This is a genomic window from Bacteroidales bacterium (assembly GCA_016709865.1).
GTDB lineage: Bacteria > Bacteroidota > Bacteroidia > Bacteroidales > VadinHA17 > LD21.
Genome location: JADJLX010000005.1, coordinates 1,596,620 through 1,620,623, shown reverse-complemented (window position 1 = coordinate 1,620,623; position 24,004 = coordinate 1,596,620). Strand labels below are relative to the sequence as shown.

Here is a 24,004-nt window from a genome sequence, read left to right as displayed (position 1 = left end):
GTGTTGTCATATATCATATTTTTAGTATATTCGCACCGTAAATTTTTGAACTTAAGCGATTAATATATAAATCGGAAGTTGTTAACAAACAAAGTATTTAAAAAAAAGGTTAGAAAAATGAAGAACAAAGTTTTAATGGGATTAGCCGCTATTACAATGGTTGCTTTCCTTTCAAGTTGTGGAAAAGTTCCACAGGAAAAAGTAGATGCTACTAATGCAGCGATCGCAGCTGCACAGACTGCTGAAGCAGCTGTTTATGTACCGGCTGAATTTGCTGCTGTTCAGGATTCAATGAAAGCTATCAATGCTGCTATTGAAGTACAGAATTCAAAATTATTCAAAAAATTTGGTCCAATCGCTATCAAATTAGATGAGACATTAGCTGCTGCAAACAAAGTTGCTGCTGACGCTGCTGTTAAGAAAGAAGAAGTTAAAAAAGAAGTTGAAGGTTTAATGACCGGCATCAAAGCTGTTCTTGAGGAGAATACAGGCCTTATGAAAAAAGCACCAAGAGGTAAAGAAGGCGCTGCAGTTCTTGAGCAGATTAAAACTGAAACAGCAACTATCGAGGCATCAGTTGTTGAGGCACAGGGTATGTACGACAAAGGCGCATACATGGATGCACTCAATAAAGTTAAAGCTGCTAATGACAGAGCTGTTGGTATCAATACCGAACTCAAAGAAGCTATTGCAAAAGTAAGAAGGTAATTATCAAATTACACTTTAAAATATAAAACCCCCGGGATTACTTCCGGGGGTTTTTTAAATTCTTCATAAATACAAATGAGGGCTAACTGGAGGGATTTCCTTTTATTTTCTGGAATTGCTGTGTCTGTTCCTTTAATAGTTATTTTATTAATAAGGTTAACACCCAAACCTCCGGCTGAGGAGGTTGAATATGCCAGGGAAGCATTATCTCAGGCAGGGAAGGACAGGGCTGATACTTATTCAAAGAAACTTTATAACGAGGCAAAAGCCTTTTATGATTCTGCTATGGTTAACTGGCAGAGACAAAACACCAGGTTCATATATTTCAGAGATTATGACCGTGTTTTGATGTTTGCCAGACAATCAATAGAAAAGGCAGAAAAAGCAGGTGAAAACTCAATCAGCAGTACCTCCAGTCTGAAGATCAGAGTTAAGCAAAAGATTGATATACTTAATGAACTTGTATCAGAAATTAACGAGTTATTTACCACATATCCTTTGACAGCTGAAACAAGAAACAGAATCTCCCAGGGGAAAATGCTGCTCAAAGAAGCTGAGATAATTTACAGAAAAGGCCAGTATCTGCAGGCAAACCGGAAAATAACCGATTCGGAATATCTGCTGACAAACTCCTATGAAAATGCCACAACCAATCTTAAGGATTATTTCAAATCGTATCCCACATGGAAGAATTGGGTAACAAGAACGATAAATGATTCAAAGAAAAATCGCGATTATTCAATAATTATTGATAAATTTTCACGAAAATGCTATATCTATCAGAATGGCGTAAAAAAGCTTGAGTTTACCGCTGAACTTGGTAAAAACTGGGTTGGTGATAAAAGAGTTAAAGGAGATAAGGCAACTCCTGAAGGAATGTATAAAGTTACAAAGAAAATTGACGGACGGTCAACCAAATACTATAAAGCCCTGTTAATAGATTATCCTAACGATGAGGATAAAGAGAATTTCAGGAAGGAGATTGCCCGAGGTTCATTGCCAGCATCAGCTAAGATTGGAAACCTCATAGAGATTCATGGAAACGGGGGGAAGGGTATAGACTGGACTGATGGCTGTATAGCATTGACTGATAAGGAAATGGATTCAGTCTTTAGGATTGCCAAAGTTGGGACACCCGTTACTATTGTCGGATCAATGATTGAACTCGAAGATATAGTAAACAGATAATAAATTCTGTTATGGAGAATGAAGAAATAAAAAACGAAGGACTACAGCCTGAACCTGCAAAAAGTCCTTTTGAAAACAACGAGTCTGATGATGAAGGCATCATCCAGTTAATTTCCTCATTAAGAGCTAAATTGCAGGCAAACAGGAAGTTGTTACTTATCTTGAAAGCGGTATTAATTACAGTTTCATCAATTCTCATTCCAGTTCTGATTGTATTCTTTATTTTATACATCGTTCCTTCAATTCAGGAATCATCATCCGGAAGGAAGACTGAAATAACAAATGATGCAGACTTAAAAAAGGATGCTGCTTACAAAAAGCAGATATCCCTTATGTCGAAGAATATTCAACAATTGTCAAGAAAACTAAACACCTATAGTTCCGGACAATCTTATATTGTTATTAATACTACTGAGAACAGGTTCTTTCTTTATAAAAATAAGAAGCTTGTAAGAGAAGGTTTATGCAGTTCAGGGGCCAATAAGATCCTTCAGACTCAGAAAAAAACATATGTTTTTAAGACACCTAAAGGAAAATTTTCAATTACAGGTAAGAGAAAGCATCCATACTGGCACCGTTCTGACTGGGATTTTATTGAGCAGGGCCTTCCTGTACCGCCAAAAGACCATCCTTCCAGATGGGAAGAAGGTGTCCTTGGCGATTATGCCCTCGATTTGGTTGATGGATATATGATTCACGGAACAATTTATAAACGACTTATGGGGATGCCCGTTACTCATGGGTGTGTAAGGCTTGGTGATGAAGACCTTGAGATAGTATTTAATACTCTCAATATTGGTTCAAAAGTGTATATTTTCTAAACCGGAGGTACCTATAATGGAATCAGAAACACGTAAATCCCCCAGTTATTTATTCATACTCCTGATAATTATCATGACAGCTGTCTTGGCATTTGTTGCCTATTACAGCATAATGGAGAGAAGAAGTCCTGCCAAAAAGATGGCTGAAATATCAGATAAGTACGGTTTTGCTAAATATGAAAAGCAAAAACTGCCCGAAAGTATAACTTCCGATTCAACTTTTCTCTCCTTATTCAAAGAAGAGGCATATCTGCAATCGAGAGCAGCAATGGCTAAAACCGATTCGGTTTATCTTACAATAAATTTGTCTGACAGTGTGATTAATATTGAAATAAGTGGTGTAGTTGTTCATTCAACTTCTATTAACGAATTTGAAGCCAGCAAATTAATAACCCATGGTGATGAATTTGTTATTACCTCATTGCTCTCAGCGCCACTCAATATTGTAAGTGATACATCTTCAATTGAAAAAATACCAATAATACTGAAAATTGCACCAAAGGATACTTCAGAGTTTATTCCTGATGCTATTCCCGATACAGCGTTTTATGAACCTGTTAATTACATATTCGATACAGACAGAGGAATTAAGATATTTGTATACCAGAGTGAAGAGGTCAAGCAGGGAGACAGCAAGGATCGTTTTATGTTTGACCTGCGTCAGAGATTAATTTACACAAGGAAGGCATTGAAGGACATTCTTGCATTTAAGGTGCCTGAATATCAGCCTTACATTAAAATTAAAATTCCAAGTGCTGATGCTAAAATCATTTACAGGGCTGTACCAAGGCATGGGCAGATTGCCGTATACTTGTAATAAAATTCTTTTACTTCCAGTACAATCTAATTAAAAGCGGTTAAGAAATTAAATAGTAATATTAGCAGTTTCCTCCGGCACATGCTTATGTCTGAAGAGTATTGTGAATAGAATTGCTATTACCAGAGAATAGCCTGCAAAGGCGAACCAGATCCCCTTCCAGTCAAATGAACCGCTTGCAAGGGTAAAGTATTTGTCAATCACTATCCCGCTTATTCTGCTGCCAAGGAAAGCACCGAAGCCATTAGTCATCATCATGAACAGACCCTGTGAGCTTGCACGTATTTCAGGAGTGCTTTGTGTCTCTACGAAGAGAGAACCGGAGATATTGAAAAAATCAAAAGCCATACCATATATAATGCATGAGAGGATGATCATCCAAAGACCATCTGCGGGATTTCCTATTCCGAACAGTCCGAAACGGAGAACCCAGGCTACCATGCTCATAAGCATCACCATCTTGATACCGAACTTCTTCAGGAAAAATGGAATGGTAAGGATAAAAAGTGTCTCGGAGATTTGTGATACTGACATTATTATTGCAGGGTACCTTACAGCAACAAGATCTTTGTATTCAGGGATCTTGGCGAAATCGTGAAGAAAAGTGTCGCCGTAGGCATTGGTTAGCTGCAGAGCTCCGCCAAGCATCATAGCAAAGATGAAGAAGAGGGCCATTTTTGAGCTTTTAAATAGTTTGAAAGCGTTAAGCCCCAACTCTTCAATCAGCTTCTTCTTGTGGCCCCTGGCAAGAGGCGGACATTTCGGAAGGGTAAAAGCATAGAGTCCAAGTGTAAGTGAGCACGCGGCTGCAATATAGAACTGATAGGATGAGGTCTCAAAGCCCAGAAGACTCACGACCCACAAGGCAACAATAAAGCCTATGGTGCCCCAAACCCTTACCGACGGGTAATCTTTTATTATATCCAGACCACTTTTTTTCATGGAGCTGTATGCCACCGTAATAGCAAGGGCTAAAGTGGGCATATAAAACATCATTGTAAGTAAAAGGACCCAGTAGAAAGTGTCAGGATTATTGATAGACGGGATTATTGAAAGCAGAATAGCACCAATTATGTGAAAGATACCATATAATCTCTCCGCGTTAACCCATCTGTCGGCTATGATACCTGCAATAGCAGGCATAAAAAGCGAGGCAACACCCATTGTTGAAAATATAGCTCCAAAATTGGTCCCCGACCAGTTTTTGTTCTGAAACCAATATGCGCCAATTGTGAGCAGCCACGATCCCCAGATGAAGAACTGGAGGAAGTTCATGATAGTAAGCCGGCTTTTAAGTCCCATAGCTTTTTAATATTTGTTATTGTTAATTCACGAAGATAGCAAGCTATTTAATTCTATTTTACCTTTCTGAGAAAATGTTGAAAAAAGAAGGCTTAACTTGTCGTCTTTAATTTCAAAAGATATGAATTCCCATATGGGGTGGCCTGCAAAGACAAACCACTGCCTCATATGATTTGTATTCATAAATGGTGGACGCCCTTCCCTTATTTTTTAAGGGAAGGGACGGGGAAGGGTTAAGAATAGTAGGGGATTACGACCTCACTCCGTTCGGTCGTGATCCCTGGTGGGTGGCCTGCAAAGTCAAAGCAAAACCCGCTTCACGGGTTTTTTAGTTTTGAGACCTCCCTTATCAAAGCGAGCTTTGAACGGTTTGTCTCAAGACTAAAACAACCGCCAAATTGGCGGTTGTTTTGCTTTGACTTTGCGGAGAGAGGGGGATTCGAACCCCCGGTTCGCCGGAAGGCGAACAACGGTTTTCGAGACCGCCGCATTCGACCACTCTGCCATCTCTCCAAGGTTCTGCAGAATGGAAGGACAAAAGTAGTAAATTTTAGCCGTTTATGTTTTGATTCCAGTACTTTATATCTTTATTTTGTAGTTAGTATTCCGAATCCTAATAATCAAACTGAACATAACCATGAAAATTATTTGCAAAAATCTGTTAATCTGTGGATTGGCATTTCTTCCAATAGTAAGTTGTAATAAACAGCCTCTTCCTGATCAGAGTAATCCGTTCTTTACAGCTTATGATACAAAATTTAAAGTTCCTCCCTTTGAGCAGATAATGGCAAAGCATTATATGCCTGCTTTCAGTGAAGGAATGGCACAGGGGCGAAAGGACATTGCAAAGATTGTGGCTACAAAGAAAGAACCCACATTTATTAATACAATTGCGGCTTATGATAAGGCAGGGGAGCTTCTTAGGAATGTTTCAGCTGTTTTCTTTGCACAATCAACAGCTAATACGAATGATTCGCTTCAAAAAGTAGAGATTGAGATTTCACCTCTGTTATCAGCTTATAATGATGAGATTCTTCTGAATGCTGAATTGTTCAAAAGGATAAAATCAGTGTATGATAACCAGGCTAAATTCAAACTTAATCCTGATCAGATTTTTATTCTTGAAAATATCTACAAAGGTTTTGTCAGAAACGGTGCAAACCTGAATATGGCAGATCAGGATACCCTTAAAGCTTATAATCAGAAACTTTCTGTACTTACTGTTAAGTTCAGCCAGAATGTTCTGGCGGAGACAAACAACTATACAATGTTCCTTAATAAAGAGGACCTTGCTGGACTTCCCGAATCTGTCATTGCAGCTGCTGCAGAGACCGCAAAAAATGCCGGACAGGAGGGTAAGTGGGCTGTAAATACACAGAGACCAAGTATTTTCCCTTTCCTTACATATGCTGAAAACAGGAGTTTGCGTAAACAGATCTATTCTGCCTATGTAAACAGGGGAAATAACGGGAACGAATTTGATAATAATAAAGTACTTGCTGAGATTGTTAAAATCCGGGCTGCCAGAGCTAAGCTGTTAGGATACAAAACTCATTCGGATATAATTCTGGAACCAAGGATGGCTAAAAATCCTGAAAACGTCCTAAAGCTCCTTGATAATTTATGGGAAAAGGCCATTCCTGTTGCAGGTAATGAATTGGCAGGTATGCAGAAGATTGCTCAAAAAGATGGAGCAAAGTTCAAAATTGAACCATCAGACTGGTGGTTCTATGCTGAAAAACTCAGGAAGGAAAAATATGATCTGAACGACAGTGAACTGAGACCCTACTTCAAACTGGAAAATGTGAGAGAGGGTGCTTTCTCAGTAGCTAACAAATTATTTGGTGTTACATTTACACCTGTTTCTGATCTCCCGAAACCACACCCTGATGTAGAGGCTTTTGAAGTAAAAGAAGCTGACGGTACTCATATTGGGGTGCTTTATATGGACTTCTTTCCAAGGGAGAGCAAACAGCAGGGAGCATGGTGCGGGAATTATCGCAGTCACCATATAGCTGATGGTAAGGCTATCGCACCTGTGGTTACAACCTGTTTTAATTTCACGAAACCATCAGGTGACCTGCCGGCACTGATAAGTGTTGAAGAGGCAAGCACACTTTATCATGAGTTCGGACATGCACTTGATGCATTGTTTAATAAAAGTACCTATAACCAGACATTTATTGCGTGGGATTTTGTTGAACTGCCATCGCAGATTATGGAACATTGGGCTACTGAACCTGAAGTCCTTAATATGTACGCCAAACATTACAGTACCGGTGAATCGATTCCTTCTGAACTTGTTATGAAAATTAAAAACAGCGGATATTTCAACCAGGGATTTGAGACAGTTGAATATCTTGCTGCTTCATTACTTGACATCAAATATCATTCACTAACAGCACCTGCTGATATAGATGTTCAATCTTTTGAAAAGGATTATCTAACAGGTATCGGATTAATACCTGAAATACTGCCCCGTTACAGGAGCACATATTTCCTCCATATCGCAACAGGCTATGATTCAGGATATTATAGTTATATATGGGCGGCAGTATACGACAATGACGCATATGAGGCGTTTAAAGAAAAGGGTCTCTTTGATCAGACAGTTGCGGCGTCTTTTCGTAAGAACATTCTGGAGAAGAACGGAACAATGGATGCTATGCAGATGTTTCTGAACTTCAGAGGACGTGATGCTCAGATAGAACCTCTTCTAAAAAACAGAGGTTTAATAAAGTAGGTGGGTGTTTCAAACTAATATGCACCCCTCTTCGCTTTTCACAGATTCAGAGATAACTAAACTCTGTGGTTTAACTTCCAATGAGATTCAGGAGTTTATTGCTCCTGCAGGTTTCACTTTAAGTCACGCCTTACATATTGCAACAAGTATTTATAAGAAGCGGATTGATGACTTTTCGGGAATGGCAGGGATTCCAAAAACTCTAAAGGAGTATCTCAGGAATAACGCTGTAACCGGAATGGCTCATCCTGTTGCATCCCGGGTTTCATCTGACGGTACAATAAAATACTTATTCAGTACTGATACAAACAAAGAGTTTGAAACTGTTTATATTCCTGATGGTAAAAGAAATACAGTATGTGTTTCAACTCAATCAGGCTGCAGGATGGGTTGCCCTTTCTGTGCTACAGCCAGATATGGTTTTGCAGGAAACCTTAGTGCAGGAGAAATAGTTAACCAGGTTATCGGCATTCCTGATGCACATAAAGTTACACATGTGGTCTTCATGGGAATGGGGGAGCCAATGGATAACCTGGACAATGTGCTGAAAGCATGCGAGATCCTCACTTCTGAATGGGGTTTATCAATTAGTCCGCGTAATATAACTGTGTCAACTGTTGGTATTACCCCGGGCATTGTAAGGTTTATGGAAAGCTCTTCATGTAATCTTACAGTGAGCCTTCATTCACCTTTCTTCGAAGAAAGAAAAATGATTATTCCGGCAGAAAGAAAATATCCTGTGGAGGAGATAATCAGCATACTGAAAAATTATCCTTTACGAAAGAACAGAAGAGTATCTCTCGCTTACGTTATGATTAAGGGCATGAATGATACGGATTTACATCTGGAAGCTATTAAGAATCTTATTGTCGGGTCAAAGATCAGGGTCAATCTATTGCCCTATCATAATGTTCCGGGGGATAATCACATCTCTTCCTCACCGGAAAGGATGAATTACTTTAAACACAACCTTGTTATCTCAGGGGTCTCAGCCTCAGTAAGAAAGTCAAGGGGAGCAGATATTTCAGCAGCCTGTGGTCTTTTAGCTACTGATTTGAGTTGATCAGTTGAAAAAGATACTCACTCAGATATCCCTCAGATGTTTTTATCCAATCCTTCTTCATTCCGGCCTGAACGAATCCCTGTTTTTTAAACAGATCAATACTGCCGCTATTATTTTCAAGTATGTTACAATAAAGCTGATGAAGCTGCAAAGTTCTGAAACAATAACTGATCAGACATGTTAGAGCCATAGTACCATACCCTTTTCTCTTGTATTTGTCGTTGGCAATAAGAATCCCAAGTCCGGCTCTTTTATGAAAAGGATCAAAGTCAAAAACATCAATTGTACCGATAGTTATTTTATCAGGTGCATGGTCTATCATCAGCCTTAGCTGGCCGGTTTCGTAGATGCTTTTATGGGAGTTTTCCAGGTATCTTTTTAGGGTATATTTCGAAAATGGTGAGACAGTATTGCTGATTACCCAGTTTGTATCGTTGTTTTCCCATTCATAAAGAAGTTCGAGATCTTCCGGTTCAAGTGCCCGAAGCCTGATGTCTTTAAATTGCATATCAAGAATTATTAATTAAACTACTTATTAATGAGCAAATTAAGTTCTCTTATGAATGCATCTTTATAACCCGATTCAACAAGAGGTGTAAGAGCTGTTTTAGCTTTTTTGAATGAGCTGAATTCACCTGTTACATACCTGTAGTATCCGTCTTCGGAGATTATCTCCCGTATGCCGTCAATTCCCCTGAATTCCTTTAGCTTTATTGGTTGTCTTGCGGCTTTTAGCTGGATTGTATAGACTGTTTTTCCTGTTCCAGCCTGTCTGCTGCCTGCATTTGGATCAATAAGGGATTTAGATTCACTGTTGATCTCATACTGTGACACTATATATGAATCGTTGAATCCTTTCTCTTTTGCATATTGAAGGTATTTAGATGCATCACTTCTGTTGTAAAAGAGTCCCAGAGTATAGAGTGTTACTGAATCAATCTGCAGACTTCTTATGAAGTGTGTTTCGTCAATCTTCAAATTTCTGAAGTAACCTGAAGGGACTGTTTTTGCAGCACGCATCAGAACTATACTGTACTTCATTGAAGAAGGTTGCCTCAGATGTCGCGGCGTATATGTCTCCTGACTTATTACCACTCCTGTCTGAGGATCAACAATACCGAAAGTGGCTCTTCTGTTATATTTTCTGCCCTCAGGATTATCAGAACCATCGCGGTTAGTATTAACAGCTGCGAAATTCGACTCACCAAATGCCTTCTTAACAAAACGGGAGCCGGAAATTCCTGATTTAACAAGATAATTTATCACCTCCTGAGCTCTCTTATCAGCCAGTTTCCTGTTATACTCAGTGCTGCCTTTTGCATCGGTATAGCCAGCTATTTCTATTTTAAGATCAGGGTAGCCATAGAGGATTGTTTTTAATATCTCCAGACTGTTAATAGCTTGCTCGTCGAGTTTATAGCTGTCGAAGCTGAACAGGATATTATTTATTGAGAGAAAATCGCCGCTTGTTACTTTATCCGGAGTAAGGGAAGCCTGTACAGCTACATAGTTTCCCGGAAAGTATAACGGGATATTCAGGTTTATTGTATCTTTTTTATAGCCGGTATGAGTAACAAAAATCTGATAATCACCGGGTTTAACATCAACGCTAAAAGAGGAAGAATCTCTGAGGGCAATATTCCCTGATGTGGTTCCCTTTTTGAGATCTAGAAGTTGTATAAAAGTTTGCGTTGGATCAACTGCCAGACCATCCAGGAGAGAAATTGTCCCTTTAGCAGTAGTTATCTTATCGGCAGGATCTTCAGCAACGAGGGAATAGATGTTCCTTTCATAAGTTTTCTCATTGAATATGCTTGCTATGAATCCCGGGGCATTATTATTGAGTATGAAGAAGGTATTCTGAGCAGTACTGTTAAAAGCATATGGCATACCTGTCGGATTTGTCCATCCTCCATTTCTCTTTATTGCCCTGAATATATCATAATCACCCATGCTTATATGTCCCAGAGAGCTGAAAAGCAATGCGTTTGTTTCAGGATCAAAAAACGGAGTGTCTTCATTGTAAGGGGTATTTATAACATCTCCGCAGTTCACAGGTTCAGCCCAGGTCCCGTTAGGGTTCTTTTTTGTATACCATATGTCAAGTTCACCGAAACCTCCGGGTTTATTGCTTGAAAAGTACATCTCCTGTCCATCTGGAGTTATGAATCCGTGAGATTGCCAGTAAATCGTATTTATCGGTTTACCAACACTTTTTATCTTCGACCAGACTGAGTCTTTTCTCTGACTGAAATAGAGGTTTCCATCTCCTCCGTCATCCATGTATATTATAAGTAATCTGCCATCGCCGGTGATCGAATTTGAGTAAAATCTGTCATAACCTCCAAGTTGTTTTGTTATATCTACAGGAGGTTTCCATGTTTTGTTTTTATACGAGCATAGTATCCGGGTTTTTCCACCCTCTTTATGTGTAAAAATAAATACAGAGTCGTTTTTTGAAAGAACAGGATTACATGCTCCGGGATAATCCCTGAGCCATGGAGCAAAAAGTTTTGCAATGATAGTAAGAGGCTTCTTTTGCATTTCAATAGCATATCTGCAATCTCTGATCTGATTGTCGATATACTCATCCTTGAAAATTTCAGTACCGCTAAGTCGTTTTTTTGCATCGTAAAAAAGTGTAATAGCTTTCTGGAGGCTGTCATTCTTATGATATGCTATTGCACGGTAAAGGTATGTGTCGAGAGGGGCTTTCTCACCATACTCTATATAATCCTTATCATTTTCAACAATATTTGCTGAAGCTTTTTCGAGAAGTCTTAAAGCGTCGGCTTTTTTGCCATCAATATTCAGATAGCAGATCCCCAGTTTGGCTGAGAGGTTTGAGTTATCGGGATATACTTTTAAGAGGGATTCATATTGCAAAGCAGCTTCTTCATAATCTTCATCATAATAAAATGAAATATCAGCATCCTGAACAGCCTTAATGAATTGCTTTTTGGTAAGTACCTGAGAGAAGAGAGGGGTAATTGAAAGTAAAAAAGAGGCAATAGAAATATTTATGCATTTTTTAAACCCGGTACTCATTCTTTGGAGACTTTTTTGATAAATATCTCTTCGGGATATCCTTTTCGTATCAGTTCTAATCGTAATGCATAAGCCTCTTCCCTCGTGGATAATCTTCCGGTAGTATACCGGTAGAACTTATCGGTGTCACTATACATCACTTTCATGTCGGTAATATACTTGAAGTAACTGACATCAACAGGGTTATGTAGAGCAATTACCTGAACAGTATAATAAAGTATATCAGCATCATCGACATTTCTGTCGCTGACATCCGCAACGTTCATGTTAGTAATAAGTATGCTTGTATCAATTGCGTTAACTGATGGTGCCAGTGACAGATTAATTTTATCATATACAGTCAGATCAGGGACAATAGCGACTTTAACTGTAGTATCCCTTTCGAGGATGGCATCGATGTTAATGATGAGCGACGGATTGTCCTGCTGAATTGTAGTGTCAACTGTATGTGAAAGATAGCCTTTACCGGTATAGATCAGCTTCAGGTCGCCGGGGAGCACGGTAAAACTGTAAAAGCCGGTGTATTTATTTGGAAATCCTACATCGAGAGTATCGCCTGAATTGTTGTCGAGAAGATGAATTGCATAGTTTTTATCGAATGTAACTGTTGTGTCTTTAAGGCTGAATTTTCCTTTTATTTCGAAGAGTTGTGCAACATCATTAACTCCTATTCCAATAAAAAAGATATCATTTTTCTTGTAGTCAGTTGTTATTGAGTAATACGCATTAACCCCATTATTTACCGGCTCGAAAAATTTATCATCGTCAGAGGAATTAATAGGATACCCGAGGTTTGAAGGAGTCTTCCATACATCACCAATTCGCTGACTTTTGAAATTATCATACCCGCCCATTGTACTGTGGCCTTCGGATGAGAAGTAGAGAACAGAGTCATTAGCTGTTATGAAAGGAGTGTCTTCATTAAAAGGTGTATTGATTGCGGCTCCCAGATTCACAGGTATTCCCCAGTCACCTGATGCATCTTTTTCTGATACATAGATATCGAGGTTTCCCTGTCCGCCCTCTCTGTTACTTGTAAAATATAGTTTCTTACCATCAGCAGATATTGATGCATGAGACTCATAAAACTTAGTGTTTATGTTTTTGTTAAGTTTTTTAATTGGAGTCCATGCCCCGTTAATGTAATTTGATGAATAGATTGCTCCGTCGTAATTATCAGTTTTATATAGAAACAACTCTGTTCCGTCACTGTTGAGGGAACATGAAGAGCAATCTTCTCCTGCATTCAGTTCGGCAGTTATTTCTATAGGCGGCTGCCATTTTCCTCTCTCTTTCTTCGAAAAGTATAAAACGTTAACTATTCCTCTCCGTTCAGTATAAACAATTGTATTGCCGTCATAACTTACTGCCGGGTTGTCGTTTATAGAGCCAAGATTAAAATCAGGACCAAGGGATTTTTTACTGAACTGTACAGGTTTTTCCTTAAACTGAATAGCATTCTTACATGCCTGGATCTGCTGATCGATATACTCAAGGTTCTGCATACCCCCTTTTGATTTAGTCTCACTTGCGAGTTTACTAAAGGTAGTAAGAGTCGCCAAGCCTTTCTCAAGCTCATCATTTATCATGTAGGCTTTTGCAAGGAAGAAGTAGGCATCCAACGGAGCTTTTGTCTCCTTGAGCAATTCAGTTTTTGAATCATAGCTTGCACCTTTAACTGCATCCTCAAGATACGGAATTGATTTCTCTTTCTCCCCGGGGATATTAAGGTAACAGGTGCCGATCTTATACTTTATATTGAGGTTGTCAGGAGTTTCCAGAAGGAGATACAGCTGATTGGCCAGCTCAAACTCCTCATAAAGATAATATGATTCAGCCTGTGCGAATATTTTTTTCATCTCATCGGCTGATTGAGAAAATGCAGCAAAAGGAATTATAAACAGAGTTAAAAGCTGCAAAACAAGGCGGTACATATTTACTCTGAGGTTAACCATCAGAACAAATGTAATAAATATTTCAGACTATCAGATTAATAGTCAGTCATTTTTTATTTAATCGTGATCTTGTATATATCTTCTTTCCCAAATCCTACTGACTCTTTAAACACTGAATAGTACCCTGATTTTCCGTCACCAACCGGCATAAAAAAGGTGTTATTGTCAGGTGTGTTTATTGGATATCCCATATTTACAGGTTTGCTCCAGAGTCCATTTGTCTGAAGATCAGTCCTGAATAAATCATATCCTCCAATCCCCTGATGTCCCTGAGAACTGAAAATGAGTGTCTTTCCTTTATTAACCAAAAATGGCCGGTCTTCATTGAAAGGTGTATTGATTTGTGGGCCAAGGTTTACTGCCGGACCCCAAGTACCTTTTACCTTTTGTGAAATATACAAATCCAATCCTCCAAAGCCTCCGGGTCTGTCTGAAGCAAAAATAAGCTGAGTTCCTGATTCAGAAAGGAAACCATGAGACTCCCAGTATTTTGTATTGATGTTTTTATCAAGTTTAACAGCTTTTGACCATACTGTACCATCAAAGGAACTAACATAGATATCACTGTTGTAGTTATCATCCTTTGAGAGATATAGTTGTTTCCCGTCAGCCGAAAGGCATGAAATATAAAAGTCCCCGTCTGATTGCAGATCAGGTGTTATATTAACAGGTCCGCTCCACTTGCCGTTTTCTAATCTTGAAAACATTACCGCATCATAGAATTTAAGAGATACCATATATGCAAAAGATTTTCCATCGGCTGAAATCAATGGGTTGAAATTAGATTTATCATCATTAAAAAGTTCTCCCATATTCTCTTCCTCATATGCAACAGGTTCAGATATTAACTTCTTGGCCCAGTCGCAAACATCCATCTCATGTTTTATATAATCCAGATTTTCCTTGTCATCAGGGAGTAGTGTACCTGAGTACTTAAGATAGGCTTCTTTTGCTTTATCAAACATATAGTTAATACGATAAGCTTTTGCAAGCTCATATAATGCATCATAAGGCGCAGCAGTCTGGGAAATTGTCCCTTCCTTATGTTTTGCCGACATATTCTTAACGGCACTTTCCAGATAGTCTACTGATAGGTTTTTCTTACCCGGAATGTTAAGATAACATACTCCTATGCAATATGCAAGATTGGAATTGTCAGGAAGCTTCTCATAAAGCTGCATGTAGTAATTAAGAGCATCGGAATAATCTTCATTCAGAAGAAAGTATTCAGCCTCAAGAAATGATTCCTGCAGATTTTTAGTTTCCTGTGCAAAAACAGCAACAGAGAATAGTAGTGTAACAACCAGACAGACATGCTTTTTACTCATAAATATGAGATTTAGTATTTATTTATTTTCTTTCTTTTTTCTTCTCCAGATGATAAAGAAGAGGAAGCCAAGTCCTGCTCCAATCAATAACCAGAGCAACCAAAGCAGGTTTTTGCTTTCAGGCATTTGCTGATCCTTTATTGTCTCAACAGGAATATCCTTATCTATTATCAGGTTAGCTATAGCTTTGTAAATCAAATCCTCAGGATATTTTACCTTGTCGCTGTTATTCAGGAGGAACAGAAGTAATTCAGCAGGAGATTTTATATTTTCCTTTTTAAGATCAAGTGCCTTCAATGCAGAGCGGAGAGGTTCTTCAGCCTGTTCAATAAGATCAAGCAGGAACTGTTCAACTTTTGTATCCGGCATTGAACTGATTGTCACCAGAATTTCTGACATCTGACTATGAGTAAGGCCCTGTTTTATCGATTCATAATAGAATGCTTTTAGCCATTTCTCCTTAATTTTGATATTACTCAGGTCTACAGCAGCAAGTGATTGCCTGATAATAGTTCCATCTTCAGAATTTTCACTATAAGCCTGAATTTTACTGTTTATTACGGATATAGTCGGATCTACATTGGCTAAAATATCTGCAGCGATTTTGTTGAGTTCTTCAGGAGTTATTTCACCTCCGGTTTTCAATTTAATATATTCCTGCAGATCAGTCCATGTTTTGAGATTAGCTTTCTCAATATCCAGGTCTGAGAGTATCTCTTTCAGGTTACCCGTTGTGTATTTTGCCATAAGATCAACGGCTGCCTGGGTGAGGACATTATCCATAACTGCGACTCTCAGAGCCAGTCTGTCGATCTCCTCCGGACTGACGCTTTTCTTGGCAGCCTCTTCCTTAAGATATGAAAACATATCATCGACCCTTCCGAACTGATGATCTTCAAGATCAGCATCTTTAATGATGCCTTTAAGTTTACTGTCGCTCCTGCTGTTTAGCATGGAAGCCAGAGCGGAAACCTGTTTTTTGGCTATAATCCGACTGTATTCAGGTCTGATTACAGGTTGCTGGGTTATATCTTTTTCACGTGTGATGAAAACATCAGTTGTTGTTGTATTGTTAAACCTGTCTTTTAAAGTAAAGGTTACCCTGTTATCGCCTGATCCCGGGACCATTTTGTAGTTAAAGATTGTATCTGTAACAAGGAATTGTTCGGATGATATCAGTGAATCCCCAACCCAGTGTTCAATAGTCAGGAATGAATTACGTTCTACTTTTAACGGGAATAGAACTGTATCTCCTTTTGATACTGAGATGGTTTTGTTGCTTTCAACATTAAGATCGGCTGTAAAGTCGGTCTTGGGAAGAATAGTTCCTGGCAGGACAAAACTATCTGACGGATTAGTAAGAGGCAGATCCAGATTTCGCACAACTCTTTCACCGCCGTCACCTTCGTATGTTATCTCGTAATTACCCTGCGGAAGCTGAAATTCATACTCTCCGGTTTTAGGATTTGAATAGACTATAAGTGTCTGATTCGGATTTTTGATATTCATTGCGCTGATCTTAACGCTGTCGTTAATATTGCTGATCAGGTCTGCCACTTTTACCATTCCTCTTACAAAGAACTTCCTTGGATGGTCGTCTGAAAAGATCTCAATACGATAAATATCCTGCTGTCCGAACCCTCCGGCCTGTTCTTTGGCAAAGTAACCCTCATAACCCTCATTCATTGGTTTGAAAAATACGTCATCATCGGTTGAGTTCAAAGGGAATCCTACATTGAGAGGAACAGACCATTCACCGTTAGGAAGCAGTGTTGAATAGAAAATATCATATCCTCCCATGTTAAAATGACCTCTGGAACTGAAGAAAAGTGTCTTGTCATCCTTGCTCAGAAACGGAGACTCTTCATTATAAGGGGTATTTATTACAGGTCCAAGATTTTTAGCTGGTCCCCAGTCACCAGTGCTGTCTCTTTCAGATACGTATATATCAAGACCTTCATACCCGCCTTTCCTGTTACTTGTAAAGTAAAGTTTCTTATTGTCGTGTGAAACTGTGGCATGGGATTCCCAGTATTTTGTATTAATATTTTCGTTTAGTTTGACTATCGGAGTCCATGTTCCGTTTTCAATAGTGGAAGTATATATTATTCCGTCATAATCGGCTGAACTGTACAGATATAATGTTTTCCCGTCACTCGAAATTGATGTTGGGAACATGTCACGGTCTACCTTTAGAATCTCATTCATGTTAACTGGTCCGGTCCATCGTCCGTTAACTTTGGTTGTATAATAGATAGCGTCAAAGAATGCTTCACTTCTTGAGAAAACCATCAGATCTTCGTTATCTGAAACAACAGGATTAAACTCTGACCTGCCTTCATTTATCATATCACCAAGATTTGACTCCTTGATAAAAAGCTGCATGCTCATTAGTTCCTGGGCGTTCAGGCATGATTGTATTTGCAGATTTACGATATTTGAATCATATACCTCCGGATCAAGGTTTTTTTTGAATAGTTTATAGGTCTCAATGGCTTTATTAAGCTGATTATTTATTCTGTAGGCATTAGCCAGATAATAGTAAGCATCATAAGGAGCCCCTGTTTCTTTAAACTTTCCTTCCTTATATTTTGGATTAATATTTTTAACTGCCTCCTCCAGGTAGGAAATAGCTTTCTCTTTTTCTCCGGGCGTGTTAATATAGCATTGCCCAATCCTGTATTTATAATTCGAATTGTCGGGGTAGGATTTTAATAGCCTCTGATAGGGAGGCAAAGCCTCCTTGTAATCCTCAAATAACAGACGGCTCTCTGCATAATAGAAATCTTCTTTGTTGATTGTTATCGCCTGGGAAATAAGATCTGTGTCAGTTAATGCAGCCAGGAGCAACGATATAAACAGGAACCTCTTCATCATATTGTAATAAATCTAATTAGAATGATAGTAAGTTATCATCTGCGGATATTTTAAATCCTCATTCCACAGTTTAGAAATGAGGGGAGTATTTGCTTTGTTCTAATTACTCAAAGCTACTAATATAGTAGAAATATTAGAAAAAAGGGCTATTTGTGGAAGCCCTTTTTATCAAATGTTGCTGATTTTATTTAAAGACCTGTTTTATCCGGATGAAAATAGGTTCCTCTCCTGAAGGACAAATGAGTAATTAAGCTATTTCTGGTGAATAATTTTCGAGAATATCTTTTACTTTGTTAAGAAACTTTCCTGCAAGAGCGCCATCAATTACTCGGTGGTCGTAACTCAGCGAAAGTATCATTATTTGGCGGATAGCTATCATATCCCCGTCGGGAGTCTCTATTACTGCAGGTGTTTTTCTGACTGCTCCTGTGCCAAGTATTGCAGCCTGCGGCTGGTTTATGATTGGTGTACCTGCAATATTATTATAGCTGCCAAAATTTGTGATTGTAAAGGTTCCCCCTGTAATCTCATCAGGTTTCAGTTTATTTAATCTTGCTCTTCCCGCCAGGTCATTAACAGTTTTTGCAAGTCCGGTAAGATTCTTTTCATTAGCATTTTTTATAACCGGCACAATGAGATTTCCATCGGGCAGGGCGGTTGCCATACCGATATTAATATTTTTCTTCCGTATTATGTTGTTGCCATCAACGGAGATATTAACCATCGGAAATTCATAAAGTGCCCTGGCGACAGCATCAATGAAGATCGGAGTGAGTGTAAGTTTTTGTCCTTCAGCTGCAAGGAATTTTTCTTTGTTTGCGTTTCTCCAGTTGACCAGTCGGGTGACATCAGCATCGATAAACGATGTAACATGTGGCGATGTTCTTTTTGACATTACCATATGGTCGGCAATCAGTTTTCGCACACGGTCCATTGGAATTACCTCATCTGATCCACTAACGTATACTTCAGATACTGATGCTTTTACAGCATCTACTGCTTTTACAGCTTTTACTGCTTCAGATGCCTCTGTTTTCTTTTTCCTCTCTTCAATATTCTTCAGTATATCATCTTTTGTTATCCTTCCATCCATGCCGGTACCAGTAATCTTATCAAGTTCTGCATAGCTGATTGCTTCCTTTGCGGCAATACTTCTTACAAGAGGAGAAATGAATTTTCCTGAAGGAGTGCGGCTTTTAAGATCATGCGACAGTACCTCTTCCTCTTTTCTCTCCTGTCTTACTGTTTCAATAGTCTCGCGAATCCTTTCTACTTCTTTTTCTATTTTCTTTACCTCTTCCTTAGTCGGAACAGTATCATTTTCAATTATAGCAAGAAGACCGCCTACTTTTATGATATCACCTTCTCTGGCTTTAATTGATACAATTCTGCCAGATGCAGGTGCAGGTACTTCGGAATCTACTTTGTCTGTTGCTACTTCGACAAGAGGATCATCCTCCTTAACAACTGAACCTTCAGAAACAAGCCATTTATTAATAGTTGCTTCAATGACTCCTTCACCCATTGCCGGTAACAATATATTCATGCTGGCCATCTGAAATATTTTATCTTAAATTTACTAAAAATTATCTACACTAATAAAACAACCAGATTGTGGAAATGTTTTAGAAATTGTAACATGCCTGAAACAAACAGTCCTATTTCAGTTTTTTTTACCTTATAAATGTGTACCTGATGAAACGGGCGGTAAGCGCAATTCCTTCCCTGATCCGGATACCAGAAATTATGATGAAGAACAGTGGATTGAATTTCTCCCTGTAACGCTTTCCTGAATATATTTTCATTGCGTTGTAGAAATGCAAAATGTCAGTGTATTTATCCCTTGGTGTACTCATGCCTTTAAAATGAATTATACACACCCCCGGATAATAGTAATTGGTATATCCACACTGGCTTATTCTATAGCTCAGATCAATATCTTCACCGTACATAAAAAACTCCTCGCTGAAAAGGCCGGCTTTCAAAAGAGCTTCCCTTCTTATGAGCATGAAGGCGCCTGAAACTGCTTCTGCCGGTGCTGTTTCGTTTGTATCAATGCTTGTAAGATAATATCTGTTGAAGAAGTGAGATTTTGGGAACATTGCCGATAATCCGAATGTCTTGAAGAAGGCAGTCAATGGATCAGGGAAAGCCCTTTTTGATTCGGGAAGGTAGCGGCCTTCCCCGTTTATCATTTTTACTCCAACGGCACCTGCATCAGAATGATCCATCATGAATCCGATACATTTTGAGAAAGTATCAGCTTCAATAATTGTATCAGGATTAAGAACCAATATAAATGAGCCAGTGGCCCTTTTAATCGCCTGATTATTAGCGTATGAAAATCCGGTATTCTCTTTATTCTCAATAAGTTCAACTTCAGGGAATTCGTTTTTCACCATATCACAGGAGCCATCTGATGAATTATTATCCACAACAAAAATCTCACATTCGACCGATTCAGCTGCTTTTAAAACTGAAATCAGGCATTGTCGCAGATATTCCCTGACATTAAAGCTGACAATTATTACAGATAATTCCATCAGGTAATTGTTTATATGTCAGCCTATTGCTGGTAAAGATTCCTGTTGTTTATTGCACGGCCAAGTGTGATCTCATCGGTATATTCAAGCTCATCCCCGATTGCTACTCCCCTGGCGAGGGTACTGAGGATTATGTTATACTTATTAAGTCTCTTATAGAGGTAGTAATTGGTAGTATCCCCCTCCATTGTTGTGCTTAATGCAAATATTATTTCCCTGATATTACCCTCCTTTACTTTTTCCTCAAGACTATCTATTTTCAGATCTGACGGACCAATCCCGTCAATTGGTGAAATAATACCGCCAAGTACATGGTAAATTCCTCTGAACTGACGTGTATTCTCGATAGCCATTACATCCTGTATATTTTCAACCACACAAATTATTGCCTTTTCCCGCTTATCATCATTGCAAATACTGCAGACTTCGGTATCGGAAATGTTATTACATATTCTGCAATAATGAATCTCCCCGTGAAGCCTCATTATACTCTCGCCGAAACGCTTAACTTCTTCTGAATCTCTTCGTAAAAGATTCATCACAAGTCTGAAAGCTGTTTTTCGCCCAACTCCGGGCAGTGAGGCAAACTCGTTTACAGCATTTTCAAGAAGTCTGGAAGGAAATTCAGTAAAACTCATAGCAAAGGTCTTTCAGCAAAATTAGTTCAAATTTCCGGTGTTATTAAAGAGGTACAGAATTTTTTGTCTTCCTTTCTTTTTGTTATTCTTGTATAATAATTAATTAGAATAAATTCAGTTATGCAGCCAATTCTGATCCTTGGACTTTTTCTTCTCTATACCCTTCTGTTATTTGCTGTTACCTGGTTCACAGCACGTAAGGCAGATAATCAGTCGTTTTTTATCGGGAATAAAGTATCCCCCTGGTTTGTTGTTGCTTACGGCATGATTGGCGCTTCCATGTCGGGTGTTACATTTATGTCAGTTCCCGGCTGGGTTAAGGATACCCAGTTCAGCTACATGGTTCTGGTTCTCGGATACCTTTTTGGATATTTTGTTATTGCCCTGGTTCTTCTTCCTTTATATTACAGGCTTAAACTAACCTCAATCTATACATATCTCGATCAGCGGTTCGGATTCTGGTCGTATAAAACCGGTGCAGGTTTCTTCATAATATCCCGGACACTTGGTGCTTCACTCAGGATGTTTCTGGTAATTAACGTACTGCAGATCTTTGTCTTTGACGCATGGAATATTCCTTTCTGGGTCAATGTATTTGTATTTATACTTCTGATTATACTTTACACCTTAAAGGGAGGTATAAGAACGATAATCTGGACTGATACACTACAGACCACATTTATGCTTCTTGCTGTGATTCTGTCAGTAATATATATTGGTAAAAACCTGGATGTTTCTCTTCCTGAGTTATTTAAGACAGTAAGGGAGAGTGACGCTTCAAAAATGTTTTTCACCGACTGGCACCATGAGAGATTTTTCCTGAAGCAGTTTTTCAGCGGGATGTTTATTACTATTGTTATGACAGGCCTTGATCAGGAGATGATGCAGAAAAACCTTAGCTGCAGAAATATAAAGGAAGCCCAGAAAAACATGTTCACTTTCAGCGGCATTCTTGTATTTGTGAATCTGCTGTTCCTGTTCCTGGGGGCACTGTTGCTGATCTTTGTTCAGGCAAGAGGAATCACAGTTGCTTCGAGCGATGATATTTTTCCGACAGTCGCGATAAGGTACCTTGGACCAATGGCAGGTGTTGTATTTCTTATCGGACTTATTTCTGCTGCATTCCCCAGTGCAGACGGTGCATTGACATCTCTGACAACATCAGTAAGTATTGACTTTCTTGGACTCGACACGAGAGAGGGTATTACTGAGAAAGCCAAGACACGGATCAGGTATATAGTACACTTATCAATTGCCTGTGTGTTTTTTGTCAGTGTCCTTATATTCAGTGCATTAAATGATAAGGCAGTTATAGATAAGCTATTTACTATTGCGGGATATACATACGGGCCTCTGCTCGGACTTTACTCATTCGGACTCTTCACAAAACGGCTTGTAAAAGATAAGCTGACACCGTTTATTGCAGTTCTTTCACCCCTTATCTGCTTCTTTCTGAGCAAGTATTCAGTTCAGCTCTTTAACGGATATAAATTCGGATTTGAACTTCTTTTATTGAATGGTTTCCTGACTTTCATCGGACTTTATCTGTTCAGCAGAAAGCCGGAAAAGAAATAAGTCTTGCGGTCCCTCACTGCCTTATCTGTCCACCGCCATAAGTACTGGTGCTTTCAATCTCATCAGTTTCCTCTGTCTCTTCGGGTTCCTCTTTCTTAATTATTACCCTGATTTTCTTATAAGGAATGTTCCATGATATGAAATAGCTCACTCCTGTACTGAACTTAGTTGCACCATTTCCGAATCCGGGTAAATAGATTGACCGCAGATCTTTTCCGGTACCTGAATATACAAGCATTCTGAGACTTATATTCCAGCCCATACTGAAGTTTTTGAATATTTCAGCCCTTACCCCGGGAGAGACTTCAATAAAATGACCCCAGCTGGTTTTGGGTGAGACAGATGAATAAATTGTACCCCAGTAATTTTCCTGTCTCATCAGCGGAACTTCCGAGGTGAAACGGTTTATTCCATAATGAAGACCAATACCTGTGTAATACTTACCCATAGCTTTTTCAGGTTTCAACAGGTTGAAATCAATCCCGGTCCGGAGAAATATTCCTTTATTGATATACTCATAATCGGGTTGTGAATATTTATAGTCGAGATATCCGGCACTGAGAAAGGCAGACCTTTTTTCATTCAGATCAATTGAGAAATATCCTTCAGCACTAAGTATATTCTTGTCAGCAAAGTACATAGCAGGACCGAAAATGTCAATTCCTGCTCTCATTTTCAGAGGAATGTCAAGAGTATCCTGTGCATTTAAATACACATTACTGCCTGCCATCAGGAACAGAAGGCTAATAATATATACGGATATTTTCCTCATTTAAAGTGGTAATGGCTCCTTTGCTGACTGACACGGAATCGATTGTATTTTTTGTGAATATAGGTTTGTCTGAAAGAGTATAGTAATATGTATAACCGCATTCCTTTGAAATCAGATGCAGATATCCTGTATAATTGAATGTGATTGTATCAGTTATATTGTTTATTTTAAAAATGTATTTGCAGGTGGTAACTGATGGATTCAGGGCAAAAAGAACAGGTTGAACGTTAATCGCTTTTTTGTAAAGGAACAGATTCTCTTTACCAATACCGTAAAGAGTAATACTGTCGGGTGCCTGCCTTGCTTTTGTTGTATAATTATATAATGAGGCTTTTACAAAAGATTCGGTATCTTCAAAACAGGTTAAAGGTGTACAGGAAACCATCGCGAAGAATAGTCCGGATATAATTATAATGAGGCTTCCCTTATAATATTTATTCATTATTTTTCTGAAAGCCTCAAAATTACAAAAATATTGGACAATTGGAACTTTTATGAAGTTGGTCATTCAATCTTTAAATATCCACTTTCCTCCCCATAGCTATCGGGACTTCCCCCTCGAAGCATAGCTTTCAGCTTAAGGTTTGGGATAAATGAAAGACTGCATATATAGAGTTTCCCCTCCT

The 24,004-nt window shown here is 38.8% G+C and carries 18 protein-coding genes and 1 tRNA gene; 7 read left to right on the top strand and 12 right to left on the bottom strand.

What is annotated here, in order from left to right:
* Positions 1-117: 117 nt before the first annotated feature.
* The 4 genes from IPJ16_15120 (at position 118) to IPJ16_15105 (ending at position 3,534) form a co-directional block, all read left to right on the top strand.
* Positions 118-708 (top strand): hypothetical protein, encoded by a 591-nt coding sequence (locus IPJ16_15120; GenBank protein MBK7628505.1) that lies wholly within the window; start codon positions 118-120, stop codon positions 706-708.
* 75 nt (positions 709-783) lie between these two features.
* Positions 784-1,896, top strand: a complete 1,113-nt coding sequence (locus tag IPJ16_15115) for a L,D-transpeptidase family protein (protein ID MBK7628504.1) — start codon at positions 784-786, stop codon at positions 1,894-1,896.
* Between the two features lie 11 nt (positions 1,897-1,907).
* Complete coding sequence (locus tag IPJ16_15110) at positions 1,908-2,717, top strand: L,D-transpeptidase (GenBank protein ID MBK7628503.1); 810 nt, start codon at positions 1,908-1,910, stop codon at positions 2,715-2,717.
* Between the two features lie 73 nt (positions 2,718-2,790).
* Complete coding sequence (locus IPJ16_15105) at positions 2,791-3,534, top strand: hypothetical protein (GenBank protein ID MBK7628502.1); 744 nt, start codon at positions 2,791-2,793, stop codon at positions 3,532-3,534.
* Positions 3,535-3,582: 48 nt separating this feature from the next.
* Here IPJ16_15105 and IPJ16_15100 read toward each other — a convergent pair whose 3' ends face one another.
* The gene (locus IPJ16_15100; GenBank protein MBK7628501.1) at positions 3,583-4,836 is read right to left on the bottom strand and encodes a nucleoside permease; all 1,254 of its coding nucleotides are present in this window, start codon (positions 4,834-4,836) and stop codon (positions 3,583-3,585) included.
* 424 nt (positions 4,837-5,260) lie between these two features.
* A tRNA-Ser gene (locus tag IPJ16_15095) sits at positions 5,261-5,349 on the bottom strand.
* Positions 5,350-5,473: 124 nt separating this feature from the next.
* Between IPJ16_15095 and IPJ16_15090 the strand changes: the two genes are divergently transcribed.
* Together IPJ16_15090 and rlmN are read left to right on the top strand one after the other, a co-directional pair.
* Positions 5,474-7,579 (top strand): M3 family metallopeptidase, encoded by a 2,106-nt coding sequence (locus tag IPJ16_15090; GenBank protein MBK7628500.1) that lies wholly within the window; start codon positions 5,474-5,476, stop codon positions 7,577-7,579.
* Between the two features lie 4 nt (positions 7,580-7,583).
* Positions 7,584-8,642, top strand: coding sequence for a 23S rRNA (adenine(2503)-C(2))-methyltransferase RlmN (gene rlmN / locus IPJ16_15085; protein ID MBK7628499.1), 1,059 nt, complete (start codon positions 7,584-7,586; stop codon positions 8,640-8,642).
* Here the strand turns inward: rlmN and IPJ16_15080 are convergent.
* From IPJ16_15080 to recR, 8 genes are all read right to left on the bottom strand, one after another.
* A complete protein-coding gene (locus IPJ16_15080) occupies positions 8,626-9,150 on the bottom strand; it encodes a GNAT family N-acetyltransferase (GenBank protein ID MBK7628498.1) in 525 nt (174 codons plus the stop codon). The genes rlmN and IPJ16_15080 overlap by 17 nt on opposite strands.
* A gap of 20 nt (positions 9,151-9,170) precedes the next feature.
* Positions 9,171-11,690: an OmpA family protein gene (locus IPJ16_15075; protein MBK7628497.1), complete on the bottom strand. Its 2,520-nt coding sequence runs from the start codon at positions 11,688-11,690 to the stop codon at positions 9,171-9,173.
* Positions 11,687-13,645, bottom strand: a complete 1,959-nt coding sequence (locus IPJ16_15070; GenBank protein MBK7628496.1) for a PD40 domain-containing protein — start codon at positions 13,643-13,645, stop codon at positions 11,687-11,689. The genes IPJ16_15075 and IPJ16_15070 overlap by 4 nt, the downstream gene beginning before the upstream one ends.
* 53 nt (positions 13,646-13,698) lie before the next feature.
* Positions 13,699-14,973: a PD40 domain-containing protein gene (locus IPJ16_15065; GenBank protein MBK7628495.1), complete on the bottom strand. Its 1,275-nt coding sequence runs from the start codon at positions 14,971-14,973 to the stop codon at positions 13,699-13,701.
* 18 nt (positions 14,974-14,991) lie between these two features.
* The gene (locus IPJ16_15060; GenBank protein ID MBK7628494.1) at positions 14,992-17,850 is read right to left on the bottom strand and encodes a PD40 domain-containing protein; all 2,859 of its coding nucleotides are present in this window, start codon (positions 17,848-17,850) and stop codon (positions 14,992-14,994) included.
* Positions 17,851-18,097: 247 nt separating this feature from the next.
* Complete coding sequence (locus tag IPJ16_15055; protein MBK7628493.1) at positions 18,098-19,405, bottom strand: 2-oxo acid dehydrogenase subunit E2; 1,308 nt, start codon at positions 19,403-19,405, stop codon at positions 18,098-18,100.
* Positions 19,406-19,523: 118 nt separating this feature from the next.
* Positions 19,524-20,393 carry a glycosyltransferase family 2 protein gene (locus IPJ16_15050; protein ID MBK7628492.1) on the bottom strand — a complete coding sequence of 290 codons (870 nt, stop codon included), beginning with the start codon at positions 20,391-20,393 and terminating at the stop codon, positions 19,524-19,526.
* A gap of 23 nt (positions 20,394-20,416) precedes the next feature.
* On the bottom strand, positions 20,417-21,031 hold the full coding sequence (recR, locus tag IPJ16_15045) for a recombination protein RecR (protein ID MBK7628491.1): 615 nt from the start codon (positions 21,029-21,031) through the stop codon (positions 20,417-20,419).
* 120 nt (positions 21,032-21,151) lie between these two features.
* Here recR and IPJ16_15040 point away from each other — a divergent pair, with 120 nt between their 5' ends.
* Positions 21,152-22,606: a sodium:solute symporter gene (locus IPJ16_15040; GenBank protein MBK7628490.1), complete on the top strand. Its 1,455-nt coding sequence runs from the start codon at positions 21,152-21,154 to the stop codon at positions 22,604-22,606.
* Positions 22,607-22,619: 13 nt separating this feature from the next.
* Here the strand turns inward: IPJ16_15040 and IPJ16_15035 are convergent, their stop codons facing one another.
* Positions 22,620-23,378, bottom strand: a complete 759-nt coding sequence (locus tag IPJ16_15035; GenBank protein MBK7628489.1) for a hypothetical protein — start codon at positions 23,376-23,378, stop codon at positions 22,620-22,622.
* Positions 23,350-23,820 (bottom strand): hypothetical protein, encoded by a 471-nt coding sequence (locus IPJ16_15030; GenBank protein MBK7628488.1) that lies wholly within the window; start codon positions 23,818-23,820, stop codon positions 23,350-23,352. Before IPJ16_15030 ends, IPJ16_15035 begins: the two co-directional genes overlap by 29 nt.
* Positions 23,821-24,004: the final 184 nt, after the last annotated feature.

Coding starts and splice junctions, on each gene's coding strand:
- IPJ16_15120 (MBK7628505.1), top strand. CDS start 118: ATGAAGAACAAAGTTTTAATGGGATTAGCCGCTATTACAATGGTTGCT.
- IPJ16_15115 (MBK7628504.1), top strand. CDS start 784: ATGAGGGCTAACTGGAGGGATTTCCTTTTATTTTCTGGAATTGCTGTG.
- IPJ16_15110 (MBK7628503.1), top strand. CDS start 1,908: ATGGAGAATGAAGAAATAAAAAACGAAGGACTACAGCCTGAACCTGCA.
- IPJ16_15105 (MBK7628502.1), top strand. CDS start 2,791: ATGACAGCTGTCTTGGCATTTGTTGCCTATTACAGCATAATGGAGAGA.
- IPJ16_15100 (MBK7628501.1), bottom strand. CDS start 4,836: ATGGGACTTAAAAGCCGGCTTACTATCATGAACTTCCTCCAGTTCTTC.
- IPJ16_15090 (MBK7628500.1), top strand. CDS start 5,474: ATGAAAATTATTTGCAAAAATCTGTTAATCTGTGGATTGGCATTTCTT.
- IPJ16_15080 (MBK7628498.1), bottom strand. CDS start 9,150: ATGCAATTTAAAGACATCAGGCTTCGGGCACTTGAACCGGAAGATCTC.
- IPJ16_15075 (MBK7628497.1), bottom strand. CDS start 11,690: ATGAGTACCGGGTTTAAAAAATGCATAAATATTTCTATTGCCTCTTTT.
- IPJ16_15070 (MBK7628496.1), bottom strand. CDS start 13,645: ATGGTTAACCTCAGAGTAAATATGTACCGCCTTGTTTTGCAGCTTTTA.
- IPJ16_15065 (MBK7628495.1), bottom strand. CDS start 14,973: ATGAGTAAAAAGCATGTCTGTCTGGTTGTTACACTACTATTCTCTGTT.
- IPJ16_15060 (MBK7628494.1), bottom strand. CDS start 17,850: ATGATGAAGAGGTTCCTGTTTATATCGTTGCTCCTGGCTGCATTAACT.
- IPJ16_15055 (MBK7628493.1), bottom strand. CDS start 19,405: ATGGCCAGCATGAATATATTGTTACCGGCAATGGGTGAAGGAGTCATT.
- IPJ16_15050 (MBK7628492.1), bottom strand. CDS start 20,393: ATGGAATTATCTGTAATAATTGTCAGCTTTAATGTCAGGGAATATCTG.
- recR (MBK7628491.1), bottom strand. CDS start 21,031: ATGAGTTTTACTGAATTTCCTTCCAGACTTCTTGAAAATGCTGTAAAC.
- IPJ16_15040 (MBK7628490.1), top strand. CDS start 21,152: ATGCAGCCAATTCTGATCCTTGGACTTTTTCTTCTCTATACCCTTCTG.
- IPJ16_15035 (MBK7628489.1), bottom strand. CDS start 23,378: ATGAGGAAAATATCCGTATATATTATTAGCCTTCTGTTCCTGATGGCA.
- IPJ16_15030 (MBK7628488.1), bottom strand. CDS start 23,820: ATGAATAAATATTATAAGGGAAGCCTCATTATAATTATATCCGGACTA.